The sequence below is a fragment of the Microcoleus sp. F10-B2 genome (assembly GCF_036704965.1).
Classification (GTDB): domain Bacteria; phylum Cyanobacteriota; class Cyanobacteriia; order Cyanobacteriales; family Microcoleaceae; genus Microcoleus.
Genome location: NZ_JAUBTB010000048.1, coordinates 16,064 through 38,162, shown reverse-complemented (window position 1 = coordinate 38,162; position 22,099 = coordinate 16,064). Strand labels below are relative to the sequence as shown.

The window sequence follows — 22,099 nt, the reverse complement described above, 5'->3', positions numbered from 1 at the left end:
TGATCTTGCTTTTAATATTGAACTGGTGAACTGGTGAAATGCTGGCCATACTAAACAAAATCGGAGAAATTATTGCCCGCTGGTGGTCGGATTTTACCCTCCAGACCCGCCTGATGGCCGGTGCTACCCTCGTAGTGTCGTTAATTATGAGCAGCCTGACATTCTGGGCGGTGAATACTATTCAGCAAGACGCCCGACTTAACGATACTCGCTACGGCCGGGACCTGGGTTTGCTGTTATCGGCAAATGTCGCACCGCTGATTGCCAAAAACGATCGCTCCGAAGTCGCCCGCTTTTCCCGCCAATTTTACAGCAGCACTTCCAGCGTCCGCTATATGCTTTACGCTGACGAAGCGGGCGATATTTTCCTGGGAATACCCTTTTCGGAATCTGAGGTAGAAACTTCTCTGACGCTGCGCCGCCAGATCAAACTTCCCGATAATTTTCTCGCCGACATTGAGGCGAGGAATTTAACTTCTTTGCCTTTAGTGCGGCAGCACTTGACGCCTGACGGAGAAGTTACTGACGTATTTGTGCCGCTAATTCACGAAGACAAATATTTGGGAGTTTTGGCGATCGGCATTAACCCAAATCCCGCCGCAGTTATCTCTTCAAATCTGACTAGGGATGTCACTTTAGCAGTATTTGTAACCATTTGGGTGATGGTAATTTTGGGCGCTGTATTTAATGCCCTGACAATTACTCAGCCCATTAAACAATTAGTCTTCGGGGTCAAAAACATCGCCAGCGGGAATTTTAAGCAGCGAGTTGACCTGCCTTTGGGGGGAGAATTGGGCGAGTTGATTGGCAGTTTTAACGAGATGGCCGAGAAACTAGAAAGTTATGAAGAACAAAATATTGAAGAGCTGACAGCGGAAAAAGCGAAGTTAGAAACTTTGGTTTCAACTATTGCTGACGGGGCGCTGTTGTTGGATGCGAATTTGCAGGTAATTTTAGTCAATCCGACGGGCAGGCGGATTTTTGGATGGGAAGGCAGAAATGCGATCGGAGTCAATGTTCTGAACATTTTGCCTTCCCAAGTGCAGCAAGACTTGGCCAGACCCCTGCACCAAATAGCGGCGGGCGATCGCGAAGGCGGCGAATTTCGCATCTCGATGGGCGAACCAGTCAACCGTACAATTCGGATTGTTTTAACTACTGTCATTCTGCACAAAGCGCCCGGAGCAGAACCGCTGTGCAGAAGCTGCATTCGCGACGAGGAAAATAACTGTAGCGAGTCCGAACGACCGGAAGCTGTAGAGTGTACTTTTTACGAGGAAACCTCGAAAAATCAAGATTCCGGGCAATACCGCGAGAGTCTTAAAGGCATTGCGATGACTGTGCAGGACATCACTCGCGAAGTAGAACTCAATGAGGCTAAAAGCAATTTTATCAGCAATGTTTCTCACGAACTGAGAACACCATTGTTTAATATCAAATCTTTTATTGAAACTCTCTATGAGTACGGAGAAGACCTTCAAGAAAGCGAGCGCAGGGAATTTCTGGAAATTGCCAATCGAGAAACCGATCGACTAACTCGTTTAGTTAACGACGTGTTAGACTTGTCGCGGCTGGAATCCTGCCGAGTTTATCAGTTGGAAGCTGTTGACCTCCCGCAAGCTGTGGAACAAACCCTGCGGACTTATCAGTTGAATGCTAAGGATAAAGGCATCGAATTAGAGCAAGAAGTTGACCCGTATTTGCCGCCTGCTTTAGGTCATTACGATTTGCTGTTGCAAGTATTTGCCAATTTAGTAGGAAATGCCTTAAAATTTACGCAGTCCGGCGGCAAGGTAGCCATTCGAGCGTATTTGCTAGAGTCGGAGGCGCAGACTCACAAAGACGGCGCATCCGGGAACCACAACTTGTCGCCGGATGCCAAACTTTTTCCGGTTGTGCGGATCGAAATTTCGGATACTGGGATTGGCATAGACCCCGAAGACCAACAAGCAATTTTCGATCGCTTTTTCCGGGTAGAAAACCGAGTTCACACTCTCGAAGGAACGGGATTAGGTCTTTCTATTGTCAGAAACATTATTGACAAGCACCACACTAAAATTAATTTAGTTAGCGAAGTTAATGTTGGTACAACTTTTTGGTTCGACTTGGCAGTTTATCAACCGAAAAAAGCACTAGATATAGAAAATGTTTTGCCGGTGGAAGCAAAGGTGGAGACTGAAACAATTTCGAGTCATCTTAAGTAAACAGGACTTATGCACAGCCTTCTACATATAGCGTGTTCTACGGGAAATCCCCCGTGGTTGCCCCTATTCATAGGATGGTTGCGTAAGTTCTGGTAAATTAACCGTATTCAACGTCAAGCGCGATGGCTATTAGAACCCAGACTTCTTTAAGAATTCTGGATTCTAGGCGTTCTGTTTTTTTAGGTGTGTCTGCTGAGTTATCATTAGAATTCAGGCTAAACGGTGCGATCGCACTCAACTCTCCCGATTAATCAGCTTGACAAAATTCTGACATCATCAGTGTTTATTATCCTTAGCTGTCGTATCTAAGCTCAATTTTACCGATAAAACTACATACCAACACCAATAAGTACCAATCGCCAATAATCCCCCTTCTGTCATATTAGTCATTAGCATAAATGTTAATAGATACAAAGGCAAAGCTGACTCTGGAAAATTTTCTTCTATCATGTACTTTATACCTCTAAAGATATTATTAAATAATGAAAAAATAAACAACAACAATCCACCCCAACCCAGTTCGCAAAGTATATCAATAAAACCATTGTGGGAGTGGGGTGGCACAAAACCAGATTTAACATCTATTATTCCGTAAGCTGGGTCTTCTAAGCCCCGCCAAGATTGCCAAAATCCTGCCATTCCATAACCAAATATGGGACTGTTGTGATTAATTCTATCAATAATTAAAGGCCAAAAGTTTGTGCGGCCCGTTAAAGTCATATCTTTTTTCAAACCATCCACAACAATAGCCTCTAAATTATTTAACACCACAATAGCAATACATATACTGCCCACCAAAAACAACAAAAAGCAGAGAAAAGCCCATTTTACAGGTAATCTTTTTAAGACGGACAAATAAACCCAAAAAGTGATTAATATCACTGTCAGAATTCTACTAGCACCGCTACAACCTTTTTGCAATCCTACTAAAGCTATTAGAGTTATAAATAATGATAAGTATCGATATTTTTTTTCTTTTACAGAATATAAAATCCATAAAGAAGCAGTGTTAGCCATTTGAAAAGAAAAAGGATTTTTATGGCTTAAAATTCCCGTCCAACAGCCGTCCGACGATGGATTTGTTTGCACGACTCCCCACAAAGCTAATAAACAACTTAGCCATCTCAATAATCCATAAATTTCCAACCAACTATATTGTTTGCCTACATACATAGAAACCAGTGTTATTGCCCACATACTCAAAATACCCCGATAACTAAGTTCAGGAGTTTGTGACCACAACCCAGATAAAGTCATCATTAACAAAAATAAACAAAAAAAACCGTCTCCTAAAATCCATTTTATAGCTACAGTAACTAGATTTTTTGTGGTTTTACTCAACCGGGGAACTAAAATTATAATCATGCCGGAATAAATGGCAAGTTGACCGATAATAGTTGGCGCTGTAGTTTTTAAGTTAGAGAAAATGTTAGGATGGAGTTTTTGAAAAAGCATCGGCGTGACTCCAGAGCTACTCGTGATAGTAAAAAAAAGTATGCCCACAAAAATTTTTTCTAATCTGGCAGCAAATTTGGGATGGCGGGCGACTAAAATATAAATAGTTACAAAGGCGATCGCCACCAAACAAAAAAGCATCAACGTAAACATCGGAACCCTTAAAATATCTTTCATGGCTTTACCTCGAAGTCAAATTTGTTACTACCTATGAAATGGCTAACCCTTCCTGCTTTACACCTGCCACTGCTAATGCTGGTGTTCGTTTTTTCCTACCCTCAAACCAACCTCGCTCAGTCCCCCTCCCCCACAATTAGCACTAATACTGACTATTATCTAGGTGGTGGAGATAATATTAGAATTGATATCTACGATGTACCCCAGCTTAGTGGGGAGTATCAAATTCCCGCTGGGGGAGCTATTCAAATGCCCATTATTGGTAGTATTTCCCTTGAAGGGTTAACTTTAGAACAGGCAGCCCAAGTTATCACTAGAGCTTATAGCCGGATCGTCAAAAGACCTTTAGTTACCATCAGCTTACAAGCTGCCCGCCCGCTCAATATTTGGTTGTCTGGTGAAATAAGTCGTCCCGGCTCATACTTATTGCCCCTAGCTAATGGAGGTGGAACTAGACCGTCTGTTCAGTTTCCCACGCTGCCTCAAGCTTTAGAAAAAGCTGGGGGTATTCGAGCTAGCGCTGATATCCGCCGAGTAATTGTCCGACGCCGGCTCAATGCTAACCAACAGATAACTATCACTTATAACCTGTGGGATTATTTACAAACTGGTCAAACCACCGAAGACTTAACGTTGCGAGATGGAGATCAAATATTGGTTCCCGCTCAAGAAACAATTAACTTAGCAGAAACAAATCAAGTTAGTGAATCTAATTTTTCTATACCAGCAGAGCAACCCCGTACTGTGTCAGTATTTGGAGAGGTTAAGCGCCCAGGTAGGTATGTAGCGATAGGTGGTGATACCCAAAATGGTCAAAGAACCAACGGACAGCCGACTATCATTCGTGCTCTACAATTAGCTGGTGGCATCACATCAATTGCCGATATTCGCCAAATCCAACTCCAACGTTATACGAGAAATGGCAAACAACAAATCAGCACTATCAACCTTTGGCAATATTTGCAAGAACAAGATGCTTCTCAAGATACTATATTACAAGAAGGGGATATCATCTTTGTCCCGACAGCGACAGCTATCGACCCAGGAGAAGTTTCTGTTCTAGCTACTTCTAGCTTTGCTTCCGCGACTGTGCAAGTGAGTATTATCGGAGAAGTCAATACTCCGGGGGCCTTGAAATTACCTCCTAATACTACCTTAAATCAAGCAATTATGAGTGCTGGTGGTTTCAAACAAAATCGCGCCAACTCTAGATTTGTGGAACTGATTAGGCTGAATCCTAATGGCACTATATCCCGCTCCCAAATACCAATAAATTTGAATCAGGGAATCGATGCTCAAACCAACCCACTTATTCAAGATAATGACATAATTATAGTGGCACGTTCGAGGACTGCTGTCTGGAGAGACAACATTAACACTGTTCTCACACCAGCTAATGATATTATTGGTGGAATTCTCGTTCCCACCAGACTCATAGAGCTACTAAAACTTTTACTTAATTAGGAATGAAATAACATTTGTCTTATGGATAAGAAACTGTTTTCTTCCCTCAAAAATGACCTTGACGGTCAATATCTATCTGTTCCCTCCGCTAATTATTTAGCTAGTAGCTCAGAAGATGATGACCAAGTGCTTGATATGAATTGGGTACTAGCTGTGCTCAAGCGTCGCGCTCTGGTGATGGTCATAGTATCTGCCGCCATAGCTACTTTGAGTGGTAGTTTCATTCTATGGAATGCCAAAAAAACTATTTCTGAATACCAAGGAAAATTTACGGTTTTAGTAGAACCGATTACGTCTGACGATCAGCTTGCAAAGCTCTTTGTCCAAGCTCAAGACAATAGTTTGGGTATCGCAGAACTGAGCAAAGTGAAATCCTCATCCCAAGAAAATTATTCGGTGGACTATCAAAGCTTAACGCGGGTTTTAAAAAGCCCTGAAGTGTTATTACCCTTGTTTAAAAGAGTGCAAAAAAAATATCCACGGTTTGATTATAAAAATCTTCTTAACAGCTTGGATATCCAGCGGATTACTTTTGTACAAGATGGCAAAGAAGCGGGTACTAAACTATTAGAAATTAGTTACCGCGATCGCGACTCTAATCGCATCAAATATGTGTTAGAAGAAACTTTAAAATATTATATGGAATATATGCGCCAAGAGCGCTTAAGAATTAGCACTAAAGGGATTGACTTTATCGAAAAACAAATACCACAACTCCAGCAGAAAGTAGATAAATTACAAAATGAATTACAAGCATTAAGAATTAAGTATAACTTTAATCAGCCAGATGTAGGTAGTCGCCTGCTATCAGATCAGATAAATCACCTGGCTAATATTCGCATAGAAGTGGAAGCACAATCAGCAGAAACTATGCGTCAATATGAAACATACAAACAACGCTCAGCAAAGGGTGATAATCGTTGGATTGTTGATATTAATCCTAAGTCTTATGAAGGTTTAATGGGAAAAGTAAATGAAATAGAGTCGCAATTAGCTTTAAGCTCTACTCAATTTTATGAAAATAGTCTTCCCATTCAATCTTTGCGGGAAAAACAGCAAAGTTTGCGGGATTTAATGCAAAGAGAAGCTACATCTGTTCTGTTTCAGATGAAAGCACAAATACAACAGTTAGAAGCTCGCGAGGGGGTGCTAGCTAATAACCAAAAATCACTGCAAGACAAAATAAATGAAATGCCCCAAGCTCAACGTCGCTATGACGAAATACAATTAGAACTAGAACTAGCTAAAGATAATCTTAAACTGTTCCTAGGTAAACAAAAAACTTTACAACTAGATGCCGGTCAAATTGATAGCGCTTGGAAAATTATAGCTAAACCAGAATTAGTCAGAGATGACAATGGTGCTCTCCATCCAGTAAAAGAAAAACCAACCCGCCGCCACTTAGCGATCTCGATCGTTATTAGCAGTTTACTAGGTATTGCTATAGGTTTCCTAGTAGAAGTTTTAAATACAGTTTTCCATACTCCAGAAGAAATTAAATCAGCAACTAAACGTCCTCTTTTGGGAGTAATTCCGATCGCCAAAGCAATGAAAATTAAATCCCGTAGAGGGGAAAGTGTTTCACCTAAATTCACTAGCGTCAGTTCAAATTCTAACAGTCCAAACTCAAGACGAATAATAGCGTCTAATTACCAAGATTTTCCTTTGATAGAGGCATTTCACTACTTATACACAAATATTCACTTATTGAGTGCTGAACATCCGATAAGTTCTATAACCATCACTTCGACTGTTAGAGGTGAGGGTAAGTCCACTGTAGCAGTTTATTTAGCTAAAACTTCTTCTGCTGTTGGTAAACGAGTATTATTAGTGGATGCTAATCTGCGTTTTCCTCAACTTCACACATACCTTGGCTTATCAAATATTAAAGGTTTAAGTAATACTTTGACTTCTGATTTAAGCTTAAATGAGGCCATCCAGCGATTGCCCGATAACGACAACCTTTTTGTCCTCACTGCTGGTACTATTACCCCCGATCCCATTAAATTACTTTCTTCCAGAAAGATGCACTATTTAATGGAACAATTCCTAGCCTTATTTGATTTAGTAATTTACGATACGCCACCTTTGATTGGTTTAGCTGACGGTCATTTACTAGCTTCTCAAACTGATGGTATAGTGCTGATAGTAAAAATAGAAAAAACCGATCGCGGGATGGTAAGAAAAGCTTTAGATCAACTAAATATAGCCGATTTTAAAGTATTGGGAGTAGTAGCTAATGGGGTTAAAGGACGATAAAATGGAGTTATATAGCCAAAGAAAGAAGTAAAAAGTTGATGTCAAACGCCAGATAAATAAATTAACCTAATTAAACGTCAAACGATCGCGCTGTTACCACCCCCACTTCTTAAAGAAGTCGGGGTGGTAATTATATCAACACTTAAGAAAGAGTCTTTCGTGCGCGTTCCGATCGCTCTTCTGCAGTATCCATAACATCCGCCATTTTATCCACCATTTCCCCTGGATAATTTTCCAGTACCCGAGTAGAAAGCGAAATCCGACCCCTACCTTCATCGAGGTCAACGACCAGCGCTTTTAGGGGTTGACCGGGAGCAAAGAGCTTTCCAAGGTTATCAATATATTTTTGGCTGACTTGCTTGATGTGCAGCAAACCGCTAACTCCTTCTAAGTCCACAAACACGCCAAAAGGCTTGATGCTGCTGACTTTTCCTTCCACCAACTGACCGATTTGCAAATCCTTGAAGGCATTCGATTGAGTGGCCATCCGCTGGGAAAGTACGAGTTTTTCTCGATCGCGATCGACCTCCAAAAAATTAACGCTCAAAGATTGACCGATCAGCGATTCTATGTTATCGCGTTCCACTAAGTGCGATCGGGGAATAAAACCGCGCATTCCCTGAACATCTACAGTCACGCCGCCCTTATTCGCCCCAGAAACCCGCACCTGAAGAACTTTTCCAGTTTCCTGCAATTCAATTAAATCTTCCCAAGCTTGCTGAATTTGTAACTGCCGCAGAGACAAAGTAACTTGGCCATCTGCATCTTGTTCGCGGATAATCAAAAAGTCCCGTTCCTCATCCAGCGGAACCACTTCCGACAAATCAGTTACCGTTCTCAAAGCAGCCTCTTCGATCGGCAAAAAAGCCGAAGACTTGCCGCCGATATCAACATACGCGCCGTTTGAGTCGTACTCGAACACTTTGCCGCGCACTACTTGTCCCTTCTGGAACTCGTAATTGTGCTGTTCGAGGGCTTTAGCAAAATCATCCATTGAAAAGGATGCTTTTGCGCTTTGAGAACCTGTAGATTTGGAATTCATGTCAGTTTAGTTGTCAGTTGTCAGTAATTTAGTTGTCACTTGTCAGTAGAAAAATTTTCCCACTCTCCCCATCTTCCCATCTCCCCATCTCCCCATCTCCCACTCTCTAAGCTGGTTGAAGTTGCTGATGAAATAGCTGCTTCACCTGCTTCCACGAGTCGGCTGCTGCCGTAGCGTCGTAACTGCCGCGGTGGTCGCAGAAGAAGCCGTGATCGGCATTGTAGCGGAAAATTCGGTGAGAAATATGGTGTTTTTGCAATTCGGCGGCGATTTGGTCAACTTGTTCTAAGGGAATGCTGGGGTCTTGAGTACCGAAAAAGGCGTAGAGAGTGCCTTTAATGTCTGCTGTGCGGGCGATCGTCGGGGTTCCACCCCCGGGGGTGAGAGTGGCGATACCTGCGCCGTAGAACGACGCTGTAGCCTTGATTTCGGGCAAAGTAGCGGCGAGGTAGGCGACGTGTCCCCCAAAGCAGAAACCGATGCAGCCAAAACCTTGCTGTTTGACAGAGGGTAGAGTTTTGAGGTAATCGATGGCGGCTTGGATGTCGCCGAGAAGTTCGGAAGCTGTGGTTTTTTCTTTGTATTCTCTGCCGATTTTGATAGCTTCGGGTGTGTAGCCGGTTTCAAAGCCGGGGGCTTGACGCTGATAAATGGCTGGGGCGATCGCCACATATCCTTCTTTTGCTATTCTTTCAGTAACTTCGCGGATGTGCGAGTTGACGCCAAAGATTTCTTGAATCACAATAACTGCGGGAAATTGCCCTTCTGCTGCGGGCTGGGCTAGGTAAGCGGCGATTTGCAAATCTCCGTTGGGAAATGTGACGTTAGCTGTGCGAATTTCTGAGTTGGCCATAGCGAGTTTTAGTGCAAATTTTGCTCTATAGCAATTCTATTTCATTTGTGAATGAGATTTTTTTTTTACCAACCGCGAAGGCGCGTTAGCGAAGCGGTTCGTTACAAAAATCTCTTTTACAATATCGCATTACCAGGAAATCTCTGCTTTAAAACAGGCATTACCGGACAAGGTTTTTGCTCCTGCAAATTCTCCGGTTTGTTCCAAGTAAAAGGCCCTTTTTTCTCCGCCGCCATCCACAGCAAGCTTTTTGCTCGCGTCATCGCCACATACAGCAGTCGAAACTCTTCTGCTGTTTTCAAATAACCTGCTTGTTCCCATGCTTCGCCTAGATTTGGTAAAGGATATTTTTCGTGCAAACTTGCTCGAATTTGCGCTCTCGCTACCTCTGCTAAAGTGAAATCTCCTAAAAATCGGGTTTGCGGCAAAACTCGCAAACTTCCGGGGATGGTTTGTTCGTGCAGAAACGGCAAAAATACGCAATCCCAATCTAATCCTTTAGCTTTGTGCATGGTAATAATTGTTAGTTGACCTTTGCTGGTATAGCGTTCTTCTATTTTGTCGTCTGCATCCACAGGTTCAAATCTTTCGGAACTGACAATTTCGCTAAGTACGTCCAAAATATTACGCATTGAATTGTTGCCGGCTGTTTGGATTGCTACCCGTTCTGCTAACTTGTCGGCGGTGGCTAATTCTGTTTGGTCGTATTGCAGCGCTAACGCTAAGAATGAAATGATTTGGTAGGGCGGCAGTTCTAAGGTAGCTTGCAGCAAACCGCAGCAAAAATAGCGGCATTTGCGAACGGGGTCTGACTGCTGCGGGTCTAGCGGGCCTGGGTAAAGGAATTGCTCAGGGCTGGTAGCAAAAGCATTGTAGTCTTGTTTGGGGATGAGTTGCCGATCGCTCAAAATCTTTAATGCTGCTTTCAGGTAGTCTGGAGAGTGGGGGCGATCGAGAAATTGCAGTAATGTTAAGATTTCCCAAGGCACTTGAGAATGTCTGTCGCGTTCTCCCACATCCTCAATTTTAATCCCGTATTTCCGCAAATCAAAGCTTAATCCGTGCTTTTGAGGATTTTCCAGCACTTCTTTGATAAACTTGCTTTGTTTGTTTTCCCGCACCAAAATAGCCATAGATTTCAGATTTTCTAACGGCAATTTTGCGCTATTTTCCCCCTCGCTAGCTTCCGTGGCTGAATGGATAGATTTTTCATTCCTTGCGAATTCAAAATCGGCAGGTAAAAATTCCTCAACTAACTCAATTACCCGCTTGCCAATCAACTCAACTGTATGGTAAATATCGCGGGGAGTATGCAATTCTAAGCCGCGACCAATGGGGGCAGGATTTGCATTATGCTGCGGGTCATGGCTGGGTACTGGCTTAATAGTTTGGTCGCGAAAAGGCTGTTCAGTTCCCGCTAATTTTGAGCTATTTACCCATTGCAACATAAAGTTAGCTGCATCGATAATTACTTGGGTGCTGCGGCCTGCACCGTCCATTGTCGCTAACTTATTCTCTACTTCGCACAGATCGCAAAATTGGTTAAAATAAATCGGGTCGGCGGGAGTGAAAGTAGAATTAATCGCTTGATTTGGGTCGCCAACTCTGATAAAATTGGGAGGTGAATTAGGACGATCTGGATCGATCGCCAATGTTTCCAAAAGCCGAGTCTGCAAAGGTGTAGAATCCTGCGCTTCGTCCTCAAAAACGGCAAATACTTGCTTTTGCTCGATCGCCCTCGCCCTCGGATTGTCCAACACCCGCAAAGCAGCTAAAATCATTTCGTCGTAATCGATGAATTCCCGACTCCTCAACAAAGCCTGATATTTTTGATATAAACCCCCAGCTACCGCTAAAATCTCATAACCGTCCCCAGTATCAAGAGCGCTCATTTCTAACAACTGTTCGGGCAATAAACCCGAAGATTTTGCCTCGTGAATCACTGTTTTAGCTACCTGCGGCAAAATTTCCGTCCGCAAAACCGATTGTCGCCGCAGCCTCTCCGTTTCTTCTCCGTCGAATTGCTGTCCTTCCAACAAAACTTGATATCTGCGGGGATTTTCCGCAATCCAAAGTTCTACACAGGTGCGAATTAATCGGTGACTTTGAGTGGGAGTAACTAAAGTTGAATTTTCTAAATTTAAACCCGACAAATCGGGATGCCGCATCGCAATATTCAAAGCTAAACCGTGCAAAGTGTGCACCGCAAAGCCCCCTTGAGATAAAGACAATTCTGCCAATCTTTCCCGAATTTTAGCTTTAATATTAGCAGCAGCCGATCGCGTAAATGTCACGACAATTAACTGGCGGCGGCTGTGAAGCTGGTTGCGGGCGATCGCAATTGCCGACGCAGCAGCCATTCCCGTAGACTTCCCGGCCCCCGGAACCGCCGAAACAGCAAGGGGGCCGCCTTGCCAATCCGCCATGTCCTGCTGCCCCGCACGCAAGCTTTCGCGAATTTTAAGGCAAGCTTGTTCTCGCAAAACTGCGGCAAACCCTGATTCGGAAAGCGCTGAGGCTACATCCGGGCGATCGATCTGGGTTGTCGATCGCATAAAATCAGTATCAAATTCATCTGTCATTCGATTTTTGATTTTAGATTTTAGATTTTAGATTAGAAAAATATTTGTCGCGTTCAGCCTTTTCAAACGGTATCAGAAACCGAGTTGCTTTAGTTGCGATCGCCTCTGCCCAGAACCCAAACCGTCAATCGATTTTAGATTTTAGATTTTAGATTTTAGATTGAATAAAGCGACCCCGCTCAGAAATCCGGGCACTGGCGGGAGCGAGGAGCTTTTTTATCGCTCCACGGATAAATGCGGGGACTTGTGACCAAATTGTTTTCGGTCATCACACCGATATTTATTGGCTTTCATCTGCGTTCATCTGCGGTTAAAAATCCCCAAGTATTCAACCTCTACCGTTTCCATTTCGGTATCGGCTAAACTAATGCTATCTATTGAAGCTTAAATTAAAATCCGCGTAAAATTCAATACCCAAGCCTTTTTTAGAGGAGTCACCCCAATGAAAACTCACCTCAAAATCAATTCCCCCCCGCACAAGCCCAACTCAAACCCAGCCAACAGCAGCACAACTCGTTTTGCTGTGGCGGTATTCTTAACTTTATCTTCAGCCATTGCTTTGCCTAGCTGCGGAGGAGCTTCAACCAGCAGCGCTCCACCCGGCGCAGGTTCGTCCAGCAGCCGTGAAAACCAAGTTGCCGCATCGGCTCCACCACCCCCACCCGCACCCGAGCCAGCAGCCCAAAGGCCAAAAGCTCCTGCTGCATCAAAAAAAGCAGCAGAAACGACCGCAACCCGTCCCCAACTGATTAAAAAAGCCCAACTCAGTGTAGTTGTCAAATCTATTGACGCCAGCACTAAATCTGTTACTAATATTGTCGAAAAACAGCAAGGCGATATCTTGGGTTTCCAAAACCAAAAGCCGCCGGATTCGAGTGTCCGCCAAACCGCGTCTGTGGAGATTCGCGTGCCTCAACAACGGTTAGAAACTACTTTAGACGCTTTGGCAAAACTCGGAACTGTAGAGAACCGCGCTCTGACGGCTGAGGATGTTACCAATCAATTAGTTGACAGCGAGGCTAGGCTGCGGAACCTCCGCAAATCCGAGGAAATGGTGTTAAAAATTATGGAGCGATCGGGTTCTGTCGGCGACGTGCTCAAAGCTGCTCAGGAGTTGAGCAATATTCGGGAGTCGATCGAACGCATTGACGCTCAGTTAAAAAGTTTGCGAAATCAAGTAGCCTATTCAACTATTAGCTTAACTCTAGAAGCAGCAGTATCGGCTCAACAAACTCAGGAACCTTCTCTAGGTTTGCGGGTGCAGGAAACTTGGGGGAAAGCGACTCATTCTGTGGGTGAATTGACGCTCGGTTTGTTTGGTTTGGGTATTTGGCTGTTGGCTTACAGCCCTTATTTGCTGTTAATTGCGGCTGCGGTTTACGGCTTTAATCGATTTAAGAAACAGCATTCCGATCCGACAACTCCCGAACCGAAACCGCCCGCTGCGAATTAGTCATTGATGTTAAGAACAGGCAAGATGCCTGTTCCACAAAGAGTCAACTTTCTTATGGAGTGGGCCAGAGAGCCTGCTCCTAAAAAGCTGATATCAAATCCGCCCTTCATCGGAATAATTATTCGTCTCTGTCTTCTCTTCCTCTGCGTTCTCTGCGTTCTCTGCGGTTAAATCATTCCGATGCAACCGGAATTGATATGATTCACAATCATGACTACTAACCAGGGCTGTTTCATTCTCACCAAAAAACTCAAATGATGAGGAGATGGGGGGAGAGGGGGATGGGGAGAAGGGCAGTCGGAGGGATGACTCAAAAGCTCAAAAATTAATCACTCTCTTGATTCGGGCTTTTCTCCCCATCTCCCCCTCTCCCCCTCTCCCCATCTCCCCCTCTCCCCCCATCTCCCCATCTCCCCCTCTCCCCCTCCTGACAGGTGTAGGTTTTTTACAACGGGGTAGTATAAAGTCAATTAAACCAGGCGACAATAAGGGTGATGAGCAGGAAATACAGGGCTGGGGGAAAACCTAAATGCTGAAAAATAAGCATCTCAAAGATTGGTCATGTATTGTATCCAAACAAATGCCTCACCTGTCCATACCTCAAGCGATTGGGTTAGCAACCTGGAGTTTTGGTGTAGTGATGACCAAATCTAGCAGCTTGACCCAAGTTTCGCACTCTCTGGCTCAGATCAACGGAGAAAAGCCAAATACAGTTCGTCAGCGATTAAAAGAATGGTATCAAGAAGCCAAGGCCAAAAAAGGAAAAAAGCGTCGTGAGTTGGATGTGAGTAGTTGTTTTGCTCCATTACTGTTGTGGGTTCTGAGTTTACTACCGGAAAATGTTGAGGACATTGCCTTGGCATTGGATGCCACTAGCATCGGGGATAAATTTACAGTTCTGTCGATGAACATCTTATTGGGTGGGTCGGGAATTCCTGTAGCGTGGTGTATTGTCGGAGCGACAGAGCCAGGAAGTTGGAAACCCCATTGGCAAAAACTGATTTCTCAAGTTGAAGGTGTGATTCCCGCTAACTTTAGGGTGATAGTTGCCGCTGACCGAGGACTATATGCTGATTGGCTTTATCAATTGATTAAAAGTGTGGGCTGGCATCCATTTCTACGTATTAATCATCAAGGAACCTATCGTCTGCCATCGAACCAGACATGGGAGCCACTGGCACATCTGGTTCGTCAAGGCGGACAATCAATATCCCAGCAAGTCGTCTGTTTTAAAACTAACCCTCTTGATTGTACACTCCTAGCTCATTGGGATCTAGGCTACAAAGACCCGTGGTTGATTTTGACTGACCTCAAACCGGAGGAAGCAAACGTTCTTTGGTATGGACTACGTTCTTGTACCGAATGCGTTTACCGCGATCTCAAATCTGATGGCTGGCAATGGCATAATACCCGTTTACTTGATCCACAACGAGCTGAACGAATGTGGTTAGTGCTGGCTGTTGCCACGCAAGTGGATGGTGAGCCTTGGTGGCACTCACGAAAATCAATCACTAGCCTCAAATTTTCAACAACTTCCCCCTCGACATATTGCTTTAAATCAGCCGATGGGCCTCAAAAAACAGCGTCATTTGTCTTGCTTTCTTCTCGGCTTTGTGACTTTGATGGCTAATCTACTCAACAATCAAACCATTCATCTTGAGCGTTGGATCTCCTTCCCTCACACTCCTGTAGATGCCTTCTATACTTGTAACTCCTCCTAGTTGTAAAAAACCTACACCTGTCAGCTCTCCCCCTCTCCCCATCTCCCCATCTCCCCCTCTCCCCCTCTCCCCATCTCCCCCTCTCCCCATCTCCCCATCTCCCCCTCTCCCCCTCTCCCCATCTCCCCATCAACCGAGAATGAAACAGCCCTGGACTACTAACTAATGACTAATCATCAATTTGCCATCCATCTTTGGTATAGTCTTCATCCACAATCTTTTTGGGACGCATCACCAGAACAACTCGCCCCAAAATAGGAATATCTGGGGATTGTTCAAACCAGTACAATTCTAAATTGCCAGCGTTATCGGAGAGGAAATAACTGTCAGCGTCCCACTGTCTTTGCGCTCGATCGGCAATAATCAAAACTTCTTCTACTTTGCCTTGCAGCGGTACCGGCAATCTATCGCTCATTTCCAAAACCGCCACCGGATCTTCAGCGTTCAAAATTACCTGCCATCCGGGAATCGCCACCCAAGCTCCGGCTCCGGAAAATTTTACCATTCGGAACGGCTCGATTTCCTCCGGCAAAGGCACTGCCAGCAAATCTGTCGTAGAAAGTGGCAATTTGCCCACAACCGGGACAATTCGGGGCAATTGTTCCTCGGTATCGAGCCGGTAGACTGGCAAGCGGGGCGCTTCCCGTCTCGGAACTACGGTAAAATCGACGAGCAACTGCTCGATTTGCGCCCTAGCGGTTTGGCTGCTAGCTAATTTTAAACCGCGAGCAATGAGGCGCGATCGCTCTTGCAAATCGCTTTTCTGTCTCGCCAATTGCCAGCACTGGTAAGCTACAGCATCCCCTGGAGTGTCTGTGAACCCCTGGGGGAGACTCCCGAAGTGCGAAAACTCCTTGATCGCTTTAGCAACTTGGCGAGCATCGTCAACATCCAAATTGTGTGCTAGCATCAAAGCCGCCGCCCCAGCCCGCTCTACTTGAGAGAGAATCCGAAACTCGTACAAAATATCACTACCTTTGCGGAGGAAGTGCGATCGAACTTCTTCTGAAGCCCCAGCATTTACCATGCTGGTGTAAACTTGGGCTGCGACGCTTACTTGATTTTGCTGAATTGGCTCAAAACCAGTTTCTTCAAAAATCCTTTGAGAGTTGTAGCCAGCTTTTAGCAGTGCTGTGCACGCCTGTCCCCACTCTACCCAAGTGCCTTCTTTTCGGCGGAGCGATCGAATTAACTTTTCGGCATCCACAGCAGTTGTGGAGGATGCAGATGCAGGAGGGGATGAATCTTGCGGTGTATCAGTCATAATTGAATCAAAAACTAGCGCTAAGTTATGTGTGATTGGATACCGGCAAGGCTCGTGTCGCGGCAGAGCGATAGATTAATAGTAAGTGAGTTATGAGACTATTGTTACAGAATAGTTGCTCGCCTAAATTTACAAAGGGGAGTTTATCGTATTGTTATGGATAATGCCTTTTCAGAGCTAGATCAAATTAAACGCCAGCTCATGACCCTACACAGACCGAAAAAGCCCAAAATGCTGGTAGTAGACGACGAACCAGACAATCTGGATTTACTCTACCGCACTTTCCGACGAGATTTTAACGTGCTCAAAGCTGAGAGCGGAATTCGCGCCTTGGAAGTCCTCGGCATCGAAGGCGAGGTCGCCGTCATCATTTCCGACCAGCGGATGCCCGAAATGAAGGGAACGGAGTTTTTGAGCAAAACCGTGCCCCAGTTTCCGAATACGGTCAGAATTATCTTGACTGGTTTTACGGACATTGAAGACTTGGTGGATGCGATTAACTCAGGACAGGTTTACAAGTATATCACCAAGCCTTGGGACCCGAACGAATTGAAAATGGTGGTGCAAAAGGCGGCCGAGACTTATGAAGTTCTCAAGCAGCGGACTGAGGAATTAGATCGCGCCCAAAATCAAATACAACTGTTAGCAACAATCATGCAAACGGCTGGGGATTATCCGAGTTTGGAAGCAAGTTTAGACCCAATTGCTACTGCTATAAGTGATAATTTTTTGGCGGATGCTTGCATTTTGCAACTGGTAGAAGGAAATGTTTTAATACCAGTCCAAGGCAGTCACACCACTGGTTCAACTGTGGAAAATTGGCTGGCAGATGACCCTCTGGTTCGAGAAGCAATTACCTCTCAAACTATTCAGGGTGCTGTGAATATTGGGCTAGACACAGGCTTAGCGAGCCTGCCGCACTATCAGAAATCCGGCATTCAAGCTCACCTGACCATCCCGGTGATTCACAAAGGTCGATCGATCGCCCTGATTTCCATGCAGTGGAAGCAACCTTGTTCCCTTCGCCCCGACGAACTCACAACAGTTCACCTCGCAGCTCAAGAAGTTGCTTTGGTATTGACGAGTTTTCAGGGTCATTAGTCATCAGTCAGTCGATTTGAGATTTGAGATTTGAGATTTGAGATTTGAGATTTACTTGCAGCGCAGTGAATCTTGGAGCTTGAACAAAAGTCTAAAATTTGGGAATCTCCACGACGATTGTCGGGAGCTTGTACCTGTTTTTGGGCGGGATAGTCAGTCATTAGTTGTCATATCAAATCCCTTAGCATCGGAATAGTAAATTCGAGTTCACTGTTGACGGTTGACTGTTGAAGCCGTGAACAGTGAACAGTCAACATTATAAGGAGTGTAACCGGAAATGATATCAGTCATTAGTTATTAGTCGGCTGTCTGTCTTGACTTTAAAATAATAGCAAACGAAGGATTCAAGAAGACAAAATCTCGCGGATAGCTAACACTAAAAAGCATTAATGACTGGCGACAGCATGACATGAATGGACGGATTAATTATTTTTACGTGATGACAAACTAGCAGTTACCAGTTACCAATCACAAATTACAAATTACAAATTACCAACCACTAATGACTAATGACTAATAACGCAGAACAAATTAAAACTATATTTAATCGAATTGCACCAGTTTACAACCAATTGAACGACTGGTTGAGCTTTGGGCAACACCGGATTTGGAAGCAAATGGCGGTGAAATGGAGCAGTGCGGGCCCCGGAAATACTTGTTTAGATTTGTGCTGCGGCAGCGGGGATCTAGCTTTGCTGCTGGCAAAACAAGCAGGGCCGACCGGTTGCGTATTTGGAGTAGATTTTTCCGCCGAACAATTGGCCGTTGCCGCCAGGCGCGATCGACCTTTTCTTACCCCTGCCAGTCCCATTTCCTGGGTAGAAGCTGACGCCCTAGACTTGCCTTTTGCTGACAATTACTTCGACTGCGCCACAATGGGTTACGGCCTGCGTAACGTGACTGACATCCCCCGCAGTCTTCAGGAATTGCACCGCGTGCTCAAACCCGGTGCCAAAGCGGCTATTCTCGACCTCCACCGCCCCAGCAATTCCCTAATGCGGAGCTTTCAGCAGTTTTATCTAGACACTCTCGTAGTGCCCATTGCTCAGCAATTTGGCATGACTCAAGAATATGCCTACATTAATCCTAGTTTAGAAAAATTCCCGATCGGCCAGCAGCAAGTCGCGATCGCCAACAAAGCCGGATTTGCCAACGCCACCCACTACCCGATTGCTGGAGCTATGATGGGAGTATTGGTATTAGTCAAAGCAATTGAAAATTAAAAGTGGTTGCAGTTTCGGTCGATCGAATACCCCCGATCAAAATTTTAGACCAAGGTTCAACCCCCCAGATTCATCTGTGGAGTAAATCTAAAATCTAAAATCTCAAATCTCAAATCTTATGAATCCCTCTGACATTTGGTTGTTGTTGGCCCCACCTGTAGTGGGAGGAATTATTGGCTATTTCACTAACGATATAGCTATCAAAATGCTGTTCCGCCCCTATCGACCTATTTACATCAAAGGGCGGCAGTTGCCTTTCACTCCCGGCTTGATCCCCCGCAACCAAGAGCGCTTGGCAAAGCGAATTTCCGACACAATTATGGGTTCGCTGCTGACGCCGGAGGAACTGCAAAACTTGGCGCGCCGCCTCCTGCAAACTGAGCGGATGCAGTCGATAATTCTCTGGCTGTTGCAGTTGGCGCTGGATCAGGTAAAAGCAGACGCCGAGCAAAAAACCGCTAAAATTCTCGCTAACATTCTGCGAGATTTGCTGGGGGAATCTGTGCCGCGAATTCTCAAAGTTTTGGCGCGCCGGGAAGATTTTTTAGAAGCTCAACTAAATCAAATTTTTGACCAAGTTTTGCTGGAGATTCAGCTAACTGAAGCTCAGGCGGCTCAGCTTGCTGAGTGGTTGTTGCAGGTAGTAATACCCCCGGAAGTGCTGCGGCAGGCTTTAATTGACTTTTTGACGGATCGCAATATTTCGATCATCGATGAAGGGTTTCGAGAAAAAACCAGTGGCACTTATTGGGTAGTAGCAAATTTGTTTGGTTTGCGGAACACTTTAACTCGGCTGCGGACTTTTTGTCTGGATGACAGAGAAGCGACAAATCAGCGGTTAGCAGAGTTAACTGTTTCTTTGGGAATTCGCGGGCGAATTCAGGAATGGCTGCAAAATTTGTCGATGCAAAATTTACCTGTTTCGACTGTGAGACAGTTGCGAAAAACTATGCGCGACAGCGTTCGCAGCTACGTTCAGCAGCGGGGTACAGAGGTACTTGAGGGGTTGAGCAAATCTATTGATTGGGAAAATATTTCGCGGTTGATTCTCAATCGCTTGCAAACTTCTGCGGTGATGAGCGCTTCCCTGGAAATTGTCAGCAAAGAACTGGCTTTGGTTTTAGAGCGCTATCTAGAGCGGGATTTAGAAAATATTGTAGCTCAGGCTATCCCGATTTTGAATATCGACCAGGTGATTGTCGATCGAGTAAAAGGTACTTCTCCTGAAGAGTTGGAGTTAGCAATTCAGGGAATTGTCCAAAGCGAGTTGCAGGGAATTGTAAATTTAGGAGGTCTTTTAGGCGTTTTTGTCGGCTGTTTGCAGACAATTGTGCTTTGGATTCAGCGGTGATTTATTTCGGCAGTTGTGAGATATTTGTTCTAGTCTAATATTCACTCGATTTGCGCCCACAGTACCAAAAACCAGGTTGTTCGACCGTATTGGCCACCTCAGCCAGAGGGTTTTTGGTAGAAACTGGGTTTTTGTAGCCCCATCCTAATTTACCTATTTCCTAAATCTATGCCAGCCCCCAATTCGGACGATCGCACATACATCCCCAAAAACCCGCGCAACCTCAGCCGCCAACAATACGAGCGTTTAACCGCAGAAATGTCAACTCCCTACCGACCTCTGCGACAGTTTGTTTACGTAGCTTGTGGCGCTTCGGGCTTTATCGGCGGCTTGGTTTTCCTCGCTAAAATTGCCTCTGGCCGGGAAATTGGTTCTGCTTTGCCCAATTTTGCCCTCCAAGTCGGAGTTGTCGCCCTGATGGTGTTCCTGTTTCGCTGGGAACAGCGTGCCGAGGGCCGATCCCCGAAGTCGAAGTAACAAAAGTTTACAAATCGAGACAAAAATCTATATGAGGCAAGGAAAAGTTAGAAATATAAAGAAATTATTATGAAATCCTGGTTTGTCAGCGATCCCTGTAATGATACAGATGTGGCTTCAATTGGGGTCAGCAAATTTAAAGGCCCTAATCATAAACCGCTCGTAGTTCGTTCAATTGGGGTCAGCTTTCATAAAGACCCTAAATATATAAAATCAATTTAAGCTCCGCGCCAGCCTTCACTGATAGAAGAGCTGGCGTTCGGCATTTGGCGAGGATCGGGAGATTCAGAGATAGAATCAGTAGGGTGCGCACCGCGCAGTGAGAAGCCCGTACCAGCGCCGTGAACCGAGTTTTTTGCCTAGCATCCGGTATAGGTAATACCTGTTCCCAAAAATCATGCAACTCTAGGCCCATACTCGAAACCACGACGATCGGTCATTATACAAATCTAAAATCTAAAATCTAAAATCTAAAATCTAAAATGGTATGAGTGCTGGGGCGATCGAATAATTTGGCATTTCCCGAAGACCTTAGCCCGTGCAGTAACTGATGAGATGTGTCAAAGTCGAAGTAGAAAAAGATGTTGGGAGGTTTAACTATGGATCGATCGTTTTTCCAAGGGCGGTGGACGTTATTTTTAGCAGCGGGGGCGGGAATTGTATTTTACAGCAATGCTGTGGCTGCTGCTGAAAAGGTAGTGCTCAAATACAGTGCGATCCGAATGACTTTACCCGTCAGCGAATTAGAAATTTTTGCAGAAACTGGGAAAATGTCGCCCGCGTTAGAAATGTTGCTGGGAAAGGCAAAAAAAGAGCCGGAAGCTGTTCGCAGCAGTCTGACGAGACCGGTAAAAGTCAGTCAAAGGTTTTTGGATCAAACCCTCAACAGCAAGGTTGGGGAAATAATTCTCGATGAAGTGGGTCAGGTAATTCGCACTCCTTCTGGGAATGCAAATCGAGAAGCTTTGAGATCGGCCTTGGTGCTGTCTGCAACTAATGATAACGAGATTACGCTGCTGGAAGCGATGAAGAATTATCCTACTCCAGAAGTTTATGTTGAGGGCGATCGCTTAGTTGAAGCTTACGGAAAACTTGTAGCTTTGTCAGAACAATTGGGCGGCGTTTCAGAACGGCTGCAAGATATTTTGAACAAGATTCGTCTGCCTAGATTGTAGTGGATTTTGTCCAGCGGGGTTGATTGCTTCGACCTAGCACAAAATGTTATTGAACCTGCATAAATTACAGTGGAGTCACATTTTATTTGTGCAAAATTTGTCTGAGCTTAACTTGGCTGTAAAAGAAGTTTCGCGATCGATGTTCGATGTTTACAAAAAGTTTAAATAAAACTACTATAGCAATCCTAAATGATTCAGATAAATTTGTAGGGGTAGTGCCTTTCTTTGCCTACCCCCCTATCTATCGGGCAACCGGGCGTGGGATTGCCCCTACAATAATTATGCAAATGATGCGAGG

15 protein-coding genes are annotated in these 22,099 nt (G+C 44.7%); 10 read left to right on the top strand and 5 right to left on the bottom strand.

What is annotated here, in order from left to right; genetic code table 11:
* The first annotated feature begins 38 nt into the window (after nt 1-38).
* Nucleotides 39-2,204 carry an ATP-binding protein gene (locus QUA99_RS19215; RefSeq protein ID WP_333239784.1) on the top strand — a complete coding sequence of 722 codons (2,166 nt, stop codon included), beginning with the start codon at nt 39-41 and terminating at the stop codon, nt 2,202-2,204.
* A gap of 276 nt (nt 2,205-2,480) precedes the next feature.
* Here the strand turns inward: QUA99_RS19215 and QUA99_RS19210 are convergent, their stop codons facing one another.
* Nucleotides 2,481-3,836, bottom strand: a complete 1,356-nt coding sequence (locus tag QUA99_RS19210; RefSeq protein WP_333239786.1) for an O-antigen ligase family protein — start codon at nt 3,834-3,836, stop codon at nt 2,481-2,483.
* A 33-nt stretch (nt 3,837-3,869) separates the two neighbouring features.
* Between QUA99_RS19210 and QUA99_RS19205 the strand changes: the two genes are divergently transcribed.
* Nucleotides 3,870-5,300 (top strand): SLBB domain-containing protein, encoded by a 1,431-nt coding sequence (locus QUA99_RS19205; RefSeq protein ID WP_333239788.1) that lies wholly within the window; start codon nt 3,870-3,872, stop codon nt 5,298-5,300.
* 21 nt (nt 5,301-5,321) lie between these two features.
* On the top strand, nt 5,322-7,559 hold the full coding sequence (locus tag QUA99_RS19200) for a polysaccharide biosynthesis tyrosine autokinase (protein WP_333239790.1): 2,238 nt from the start codon (nt 5,322-5,324) through the stop codon (nt 7,557-7,559).
* 142 nt (nt 7,560-7,701) lie between these two features.
* On the opposite strand, the gene QUA99_RS19195 is transcribed toward QUA99_RS19200, so the two are convergent.
* The 3 genes from QUA99_RS19195 to QUA99_RS19185 all read right to left on the bottom strand — a co-directional run bounded on the left by QUA99_RS19195 (nt 7,702) and on the right by QUA99_RS19185 (nt 12,036).
* On the bottom strand, nt 7,702-8,601 hold the full coding sequence (locus QUA99_RS19195) for a S1 RNA-binding domain-containing protein (protein ID WP_333239792.1): 900 nt from the start codon (nt 8,599-8,601) through the stop codon (nt 7,702-7,704).
* 106 nt (nt 8,602-8,707) lie between these two features.
* On the bottom strand, nt 8,708-9,454 hold the full coding sequence (locus tag QUA99_RS19190; RefSeq protein ID WP_333239794.1) for a dienelactone hydrolase family protein: 747 nt from the start codon (nt 9,452-9,454) through the stop codon (nt 8,708-8,710).
* 116 nt (nt 9,455-9,570) lie between these two features.
* On the bottom strand, nt 9,571-12,036 hold the full coding sequence (locus QUA99_RS19185; RefSeq protein WP_333239796.1) for an ATP-dependent helicase: 2,466 nt from the start codon (nt 12,034-12,036) through the stop codon (nt 9,571-9,573).
* Nucleotides 12,037-12,478: 442 nt separating this feature from the next.
* On the opposite strand from QUA99_RS19185, the gene QUA99_RS19180 reads away from it, so the two are divergent.
* Both QUA99_RS19180 and QUA99_RS19175 read left to right on the top strand, forming a co-directional pair.
* Complete coding sequence (locus tag QUA99_RS19180) at nt 12,479-13,489, top strand: DUF4349 domain-containing protein (RefSeq protein WP_333239798.1); 1,011 nt, start codon at nt 12,479-12,481, stop codon at nt 13,487-13,489.
* A 529-nt stretch (nt 13,490-14,018) separates the two neighbouring features.
* Nucleotides 14,019-15,119 (top strand): transposase, encoded by a 1,101-nt coding sequence (locus tag QUA99_RS19175; RefSeq protein WP_333239800.1) that lies wholly within the window; start codon nt 14,019-14,021, stop codon nt 15,117-15,119.
* A gap of 260 nt (nt 15,120-15,379) precedes the next feature.
* Here the strand turns inward: QUA99_RS19175 and QUA99_RS19170 are convergent, their stop codons facing one another.
* Nucleotides 15,380-16,474: a RuBisCO accumulation factor 1 gene (locus tag QUA99_RS19170; protein ID WP_333239802.1), complete on the bottom strand. Its 1,095-nt coding sequence runs from the start codon at nt 16,472-16,474 to the stop codon at nt 15,380-15,382.
* A gap of 156 nt (nt 16,475-16,630) precedes the next feature.
* Here QUA99_RS19170 and QUA99_RS19165 point away from each other — a divergent pair, with 156 nt between their 5' ends.
* The 5 genes from QUA99_RS19165 to QUA99_RS19145 all read left to right on the top strand — a co-directional run bounded on the left by QUA99_RS19165 (nt 16,631) and on the right by QUA99_RS19145 (nt 21,801).
* Nucleotides 16,631-17,575 (top strand): response regulator, encoded by a 945-nt coding sequence (locus QUA99_RS19165; RefSeq protein WP_333239804.1) that lies wholly within the window; start codon nt 16,631-16,633, stop codon nt 17,573-17,575.
* A gap of 509 nt (nt 17,576-18,084) precedes the next feature.
* The gene (ubiE, locus tag QUA99_RS19160; protein ID WP_333239806.1) at nt 18,085-18,798 is read left to right on the top strand and encodes a bifunctional demethylmenaquinone methyltransferase/2-methoxy-6-polyprenyl-1,4-benzoquinol methylase UbiE; all 714 of its coding nucleotides are present in this window, start codon (nt 18,085-18,087) and stop codon (nt 18,796-18,798) included.
* A 118-nt stretch (nt 18,799-18,916) separates the two neighbouring features.
* On the top strand, nt 18,917-20,149 hold the full coding sequence (locus tag QUA99_RS19155) for a DUF445 family protein (RefSeq protein ID WP_333239808.1): 1,233 nt from the start codon (nt 18,917-18,919) through the stop codon (nt 20,147-20,149).
* 168 nt (nt 20,150-20,317) lie between these two features.
* On the top strand, nt 20,318-20,626 hold the full coding sequence (locus QUA99_RS19150; protein WP_015178998.1) for a DUF3493 domain-containing protein: 309 nt from the start codon (nt 20,318-20,320) through the stop codon (nt 20,624-20,626).
* Between the two features lie 599 nt (nt 20,627-21,225).
* A complete protein-coding gene (locus tag QUA99_RS19145; RefSeq protein WP_333239810.1) occupies nt 21,226-21,801 on the top strand; it encodes an alpha/beta hydrolase in 576 nt (191 codons plus the stop codon).
* Nucleotides 21,802-22,099: the final 298 nt, after the last annotated feature.

Coding starts and splice junctions, on each gene's coding strand:
- QUA99_RS19165 (WP_333239804.1), top strand. CDS start 16,631: ATGGATAATGCCTTTTCAGAGCTAGATCAAATTAAACGCCAGCTCATG.
- QUA99_RS19180 (WP_333239798.1), top strand. CDS start 12,479: ATGAAAACTCACCTCAAAATCAATTCCCCCCCGCACAAGCCCAACTCA.
- QUA99_RS19215 (WP_333239784.1), top strand. CDS start 39: ATGCTGGCCATACTAAACAAAATCGGAGAAATTATTGCCCGCTGGTGG.
- QUA99_RS19175 (WP_333239800.1), top strand. CDS start 14,019: ATGCTGAAAAATAAGCATCTCAAAGATTGGTCATGTATTGTATCCAAA.
- QUA99_RS19185 (WP_333239796.1), bottom strand. CDS start 12,036: ATGACAGATGAATTTGATACTGATTTTATGCGATCGACAACCCAGATC.
- QUA99_RS19200 (WP_333239790.1), top strand. CDS start 5,322: ATGGATAAGAAACTGTTTTCTTCCCTCAAAAATGACCTTGACGGTCAA.
- QUA99_RS19190 (WP_333239794.1), bottom strand. CDS start 9,454: ATGGCCAACTCAGAAATTCGCACAGCTAACGTCACATTTCCCAACGGA.
- QUA99_RS19150 (WP_015178998.1), top strand. CDS start 20,318: ATGCCAGCCCCCAATTCGGACGATCGCACATACATCCCCAAAAACCCG.
- QUA99_RS19145 (WP_333239810.1), top strand. CDS start 21,226: ATGGATCGATCGTTTTTCCAAGGGCGGTGGACGTTATTTTTAGCAGCG.
- QUA99_RS19210 (WP_333239786.1), bottom strand. CDS start 3,836: ATGAAAGATATTTTAAGGGTTCCGATGTTTACGTTGATGCTTTTTTGT.
- QUA99_RS19205 (WP_333239788.1), top strand. CDS start 3,870: ATGAAATGGCTAACCCTTCCTGCTTTACACCTGCCACTGCTAATGCTG.
- QUA99_RS19170 (WP_333239802.1), bottom strand. CDS start 16,474: ATGACTGATACACCGCAAGATTCATCCCCTCCTGCATCTGCATCCTCC.
- QUA99_RS19155 (WP_333239808.1), top strand. CDS start 18,917: ATGAATCCCTCTGACATTTGGTTGTTGTTGGCCCCACCTGTAGTGGGA.
- QUA99_RS19195 (WP_333239792.1), bottom strand. CDS start 8,601: ATGAATTCCAAATCTACAGGTTCTCAAAGCGCAAAAGCATCCTTTTCA.
- ubiE (WP_333239806.1), top strand. CDS start 18,085: ATGACTAATAACGCAGAACAAATTAAAACTATATTTAATCGAATTGCA.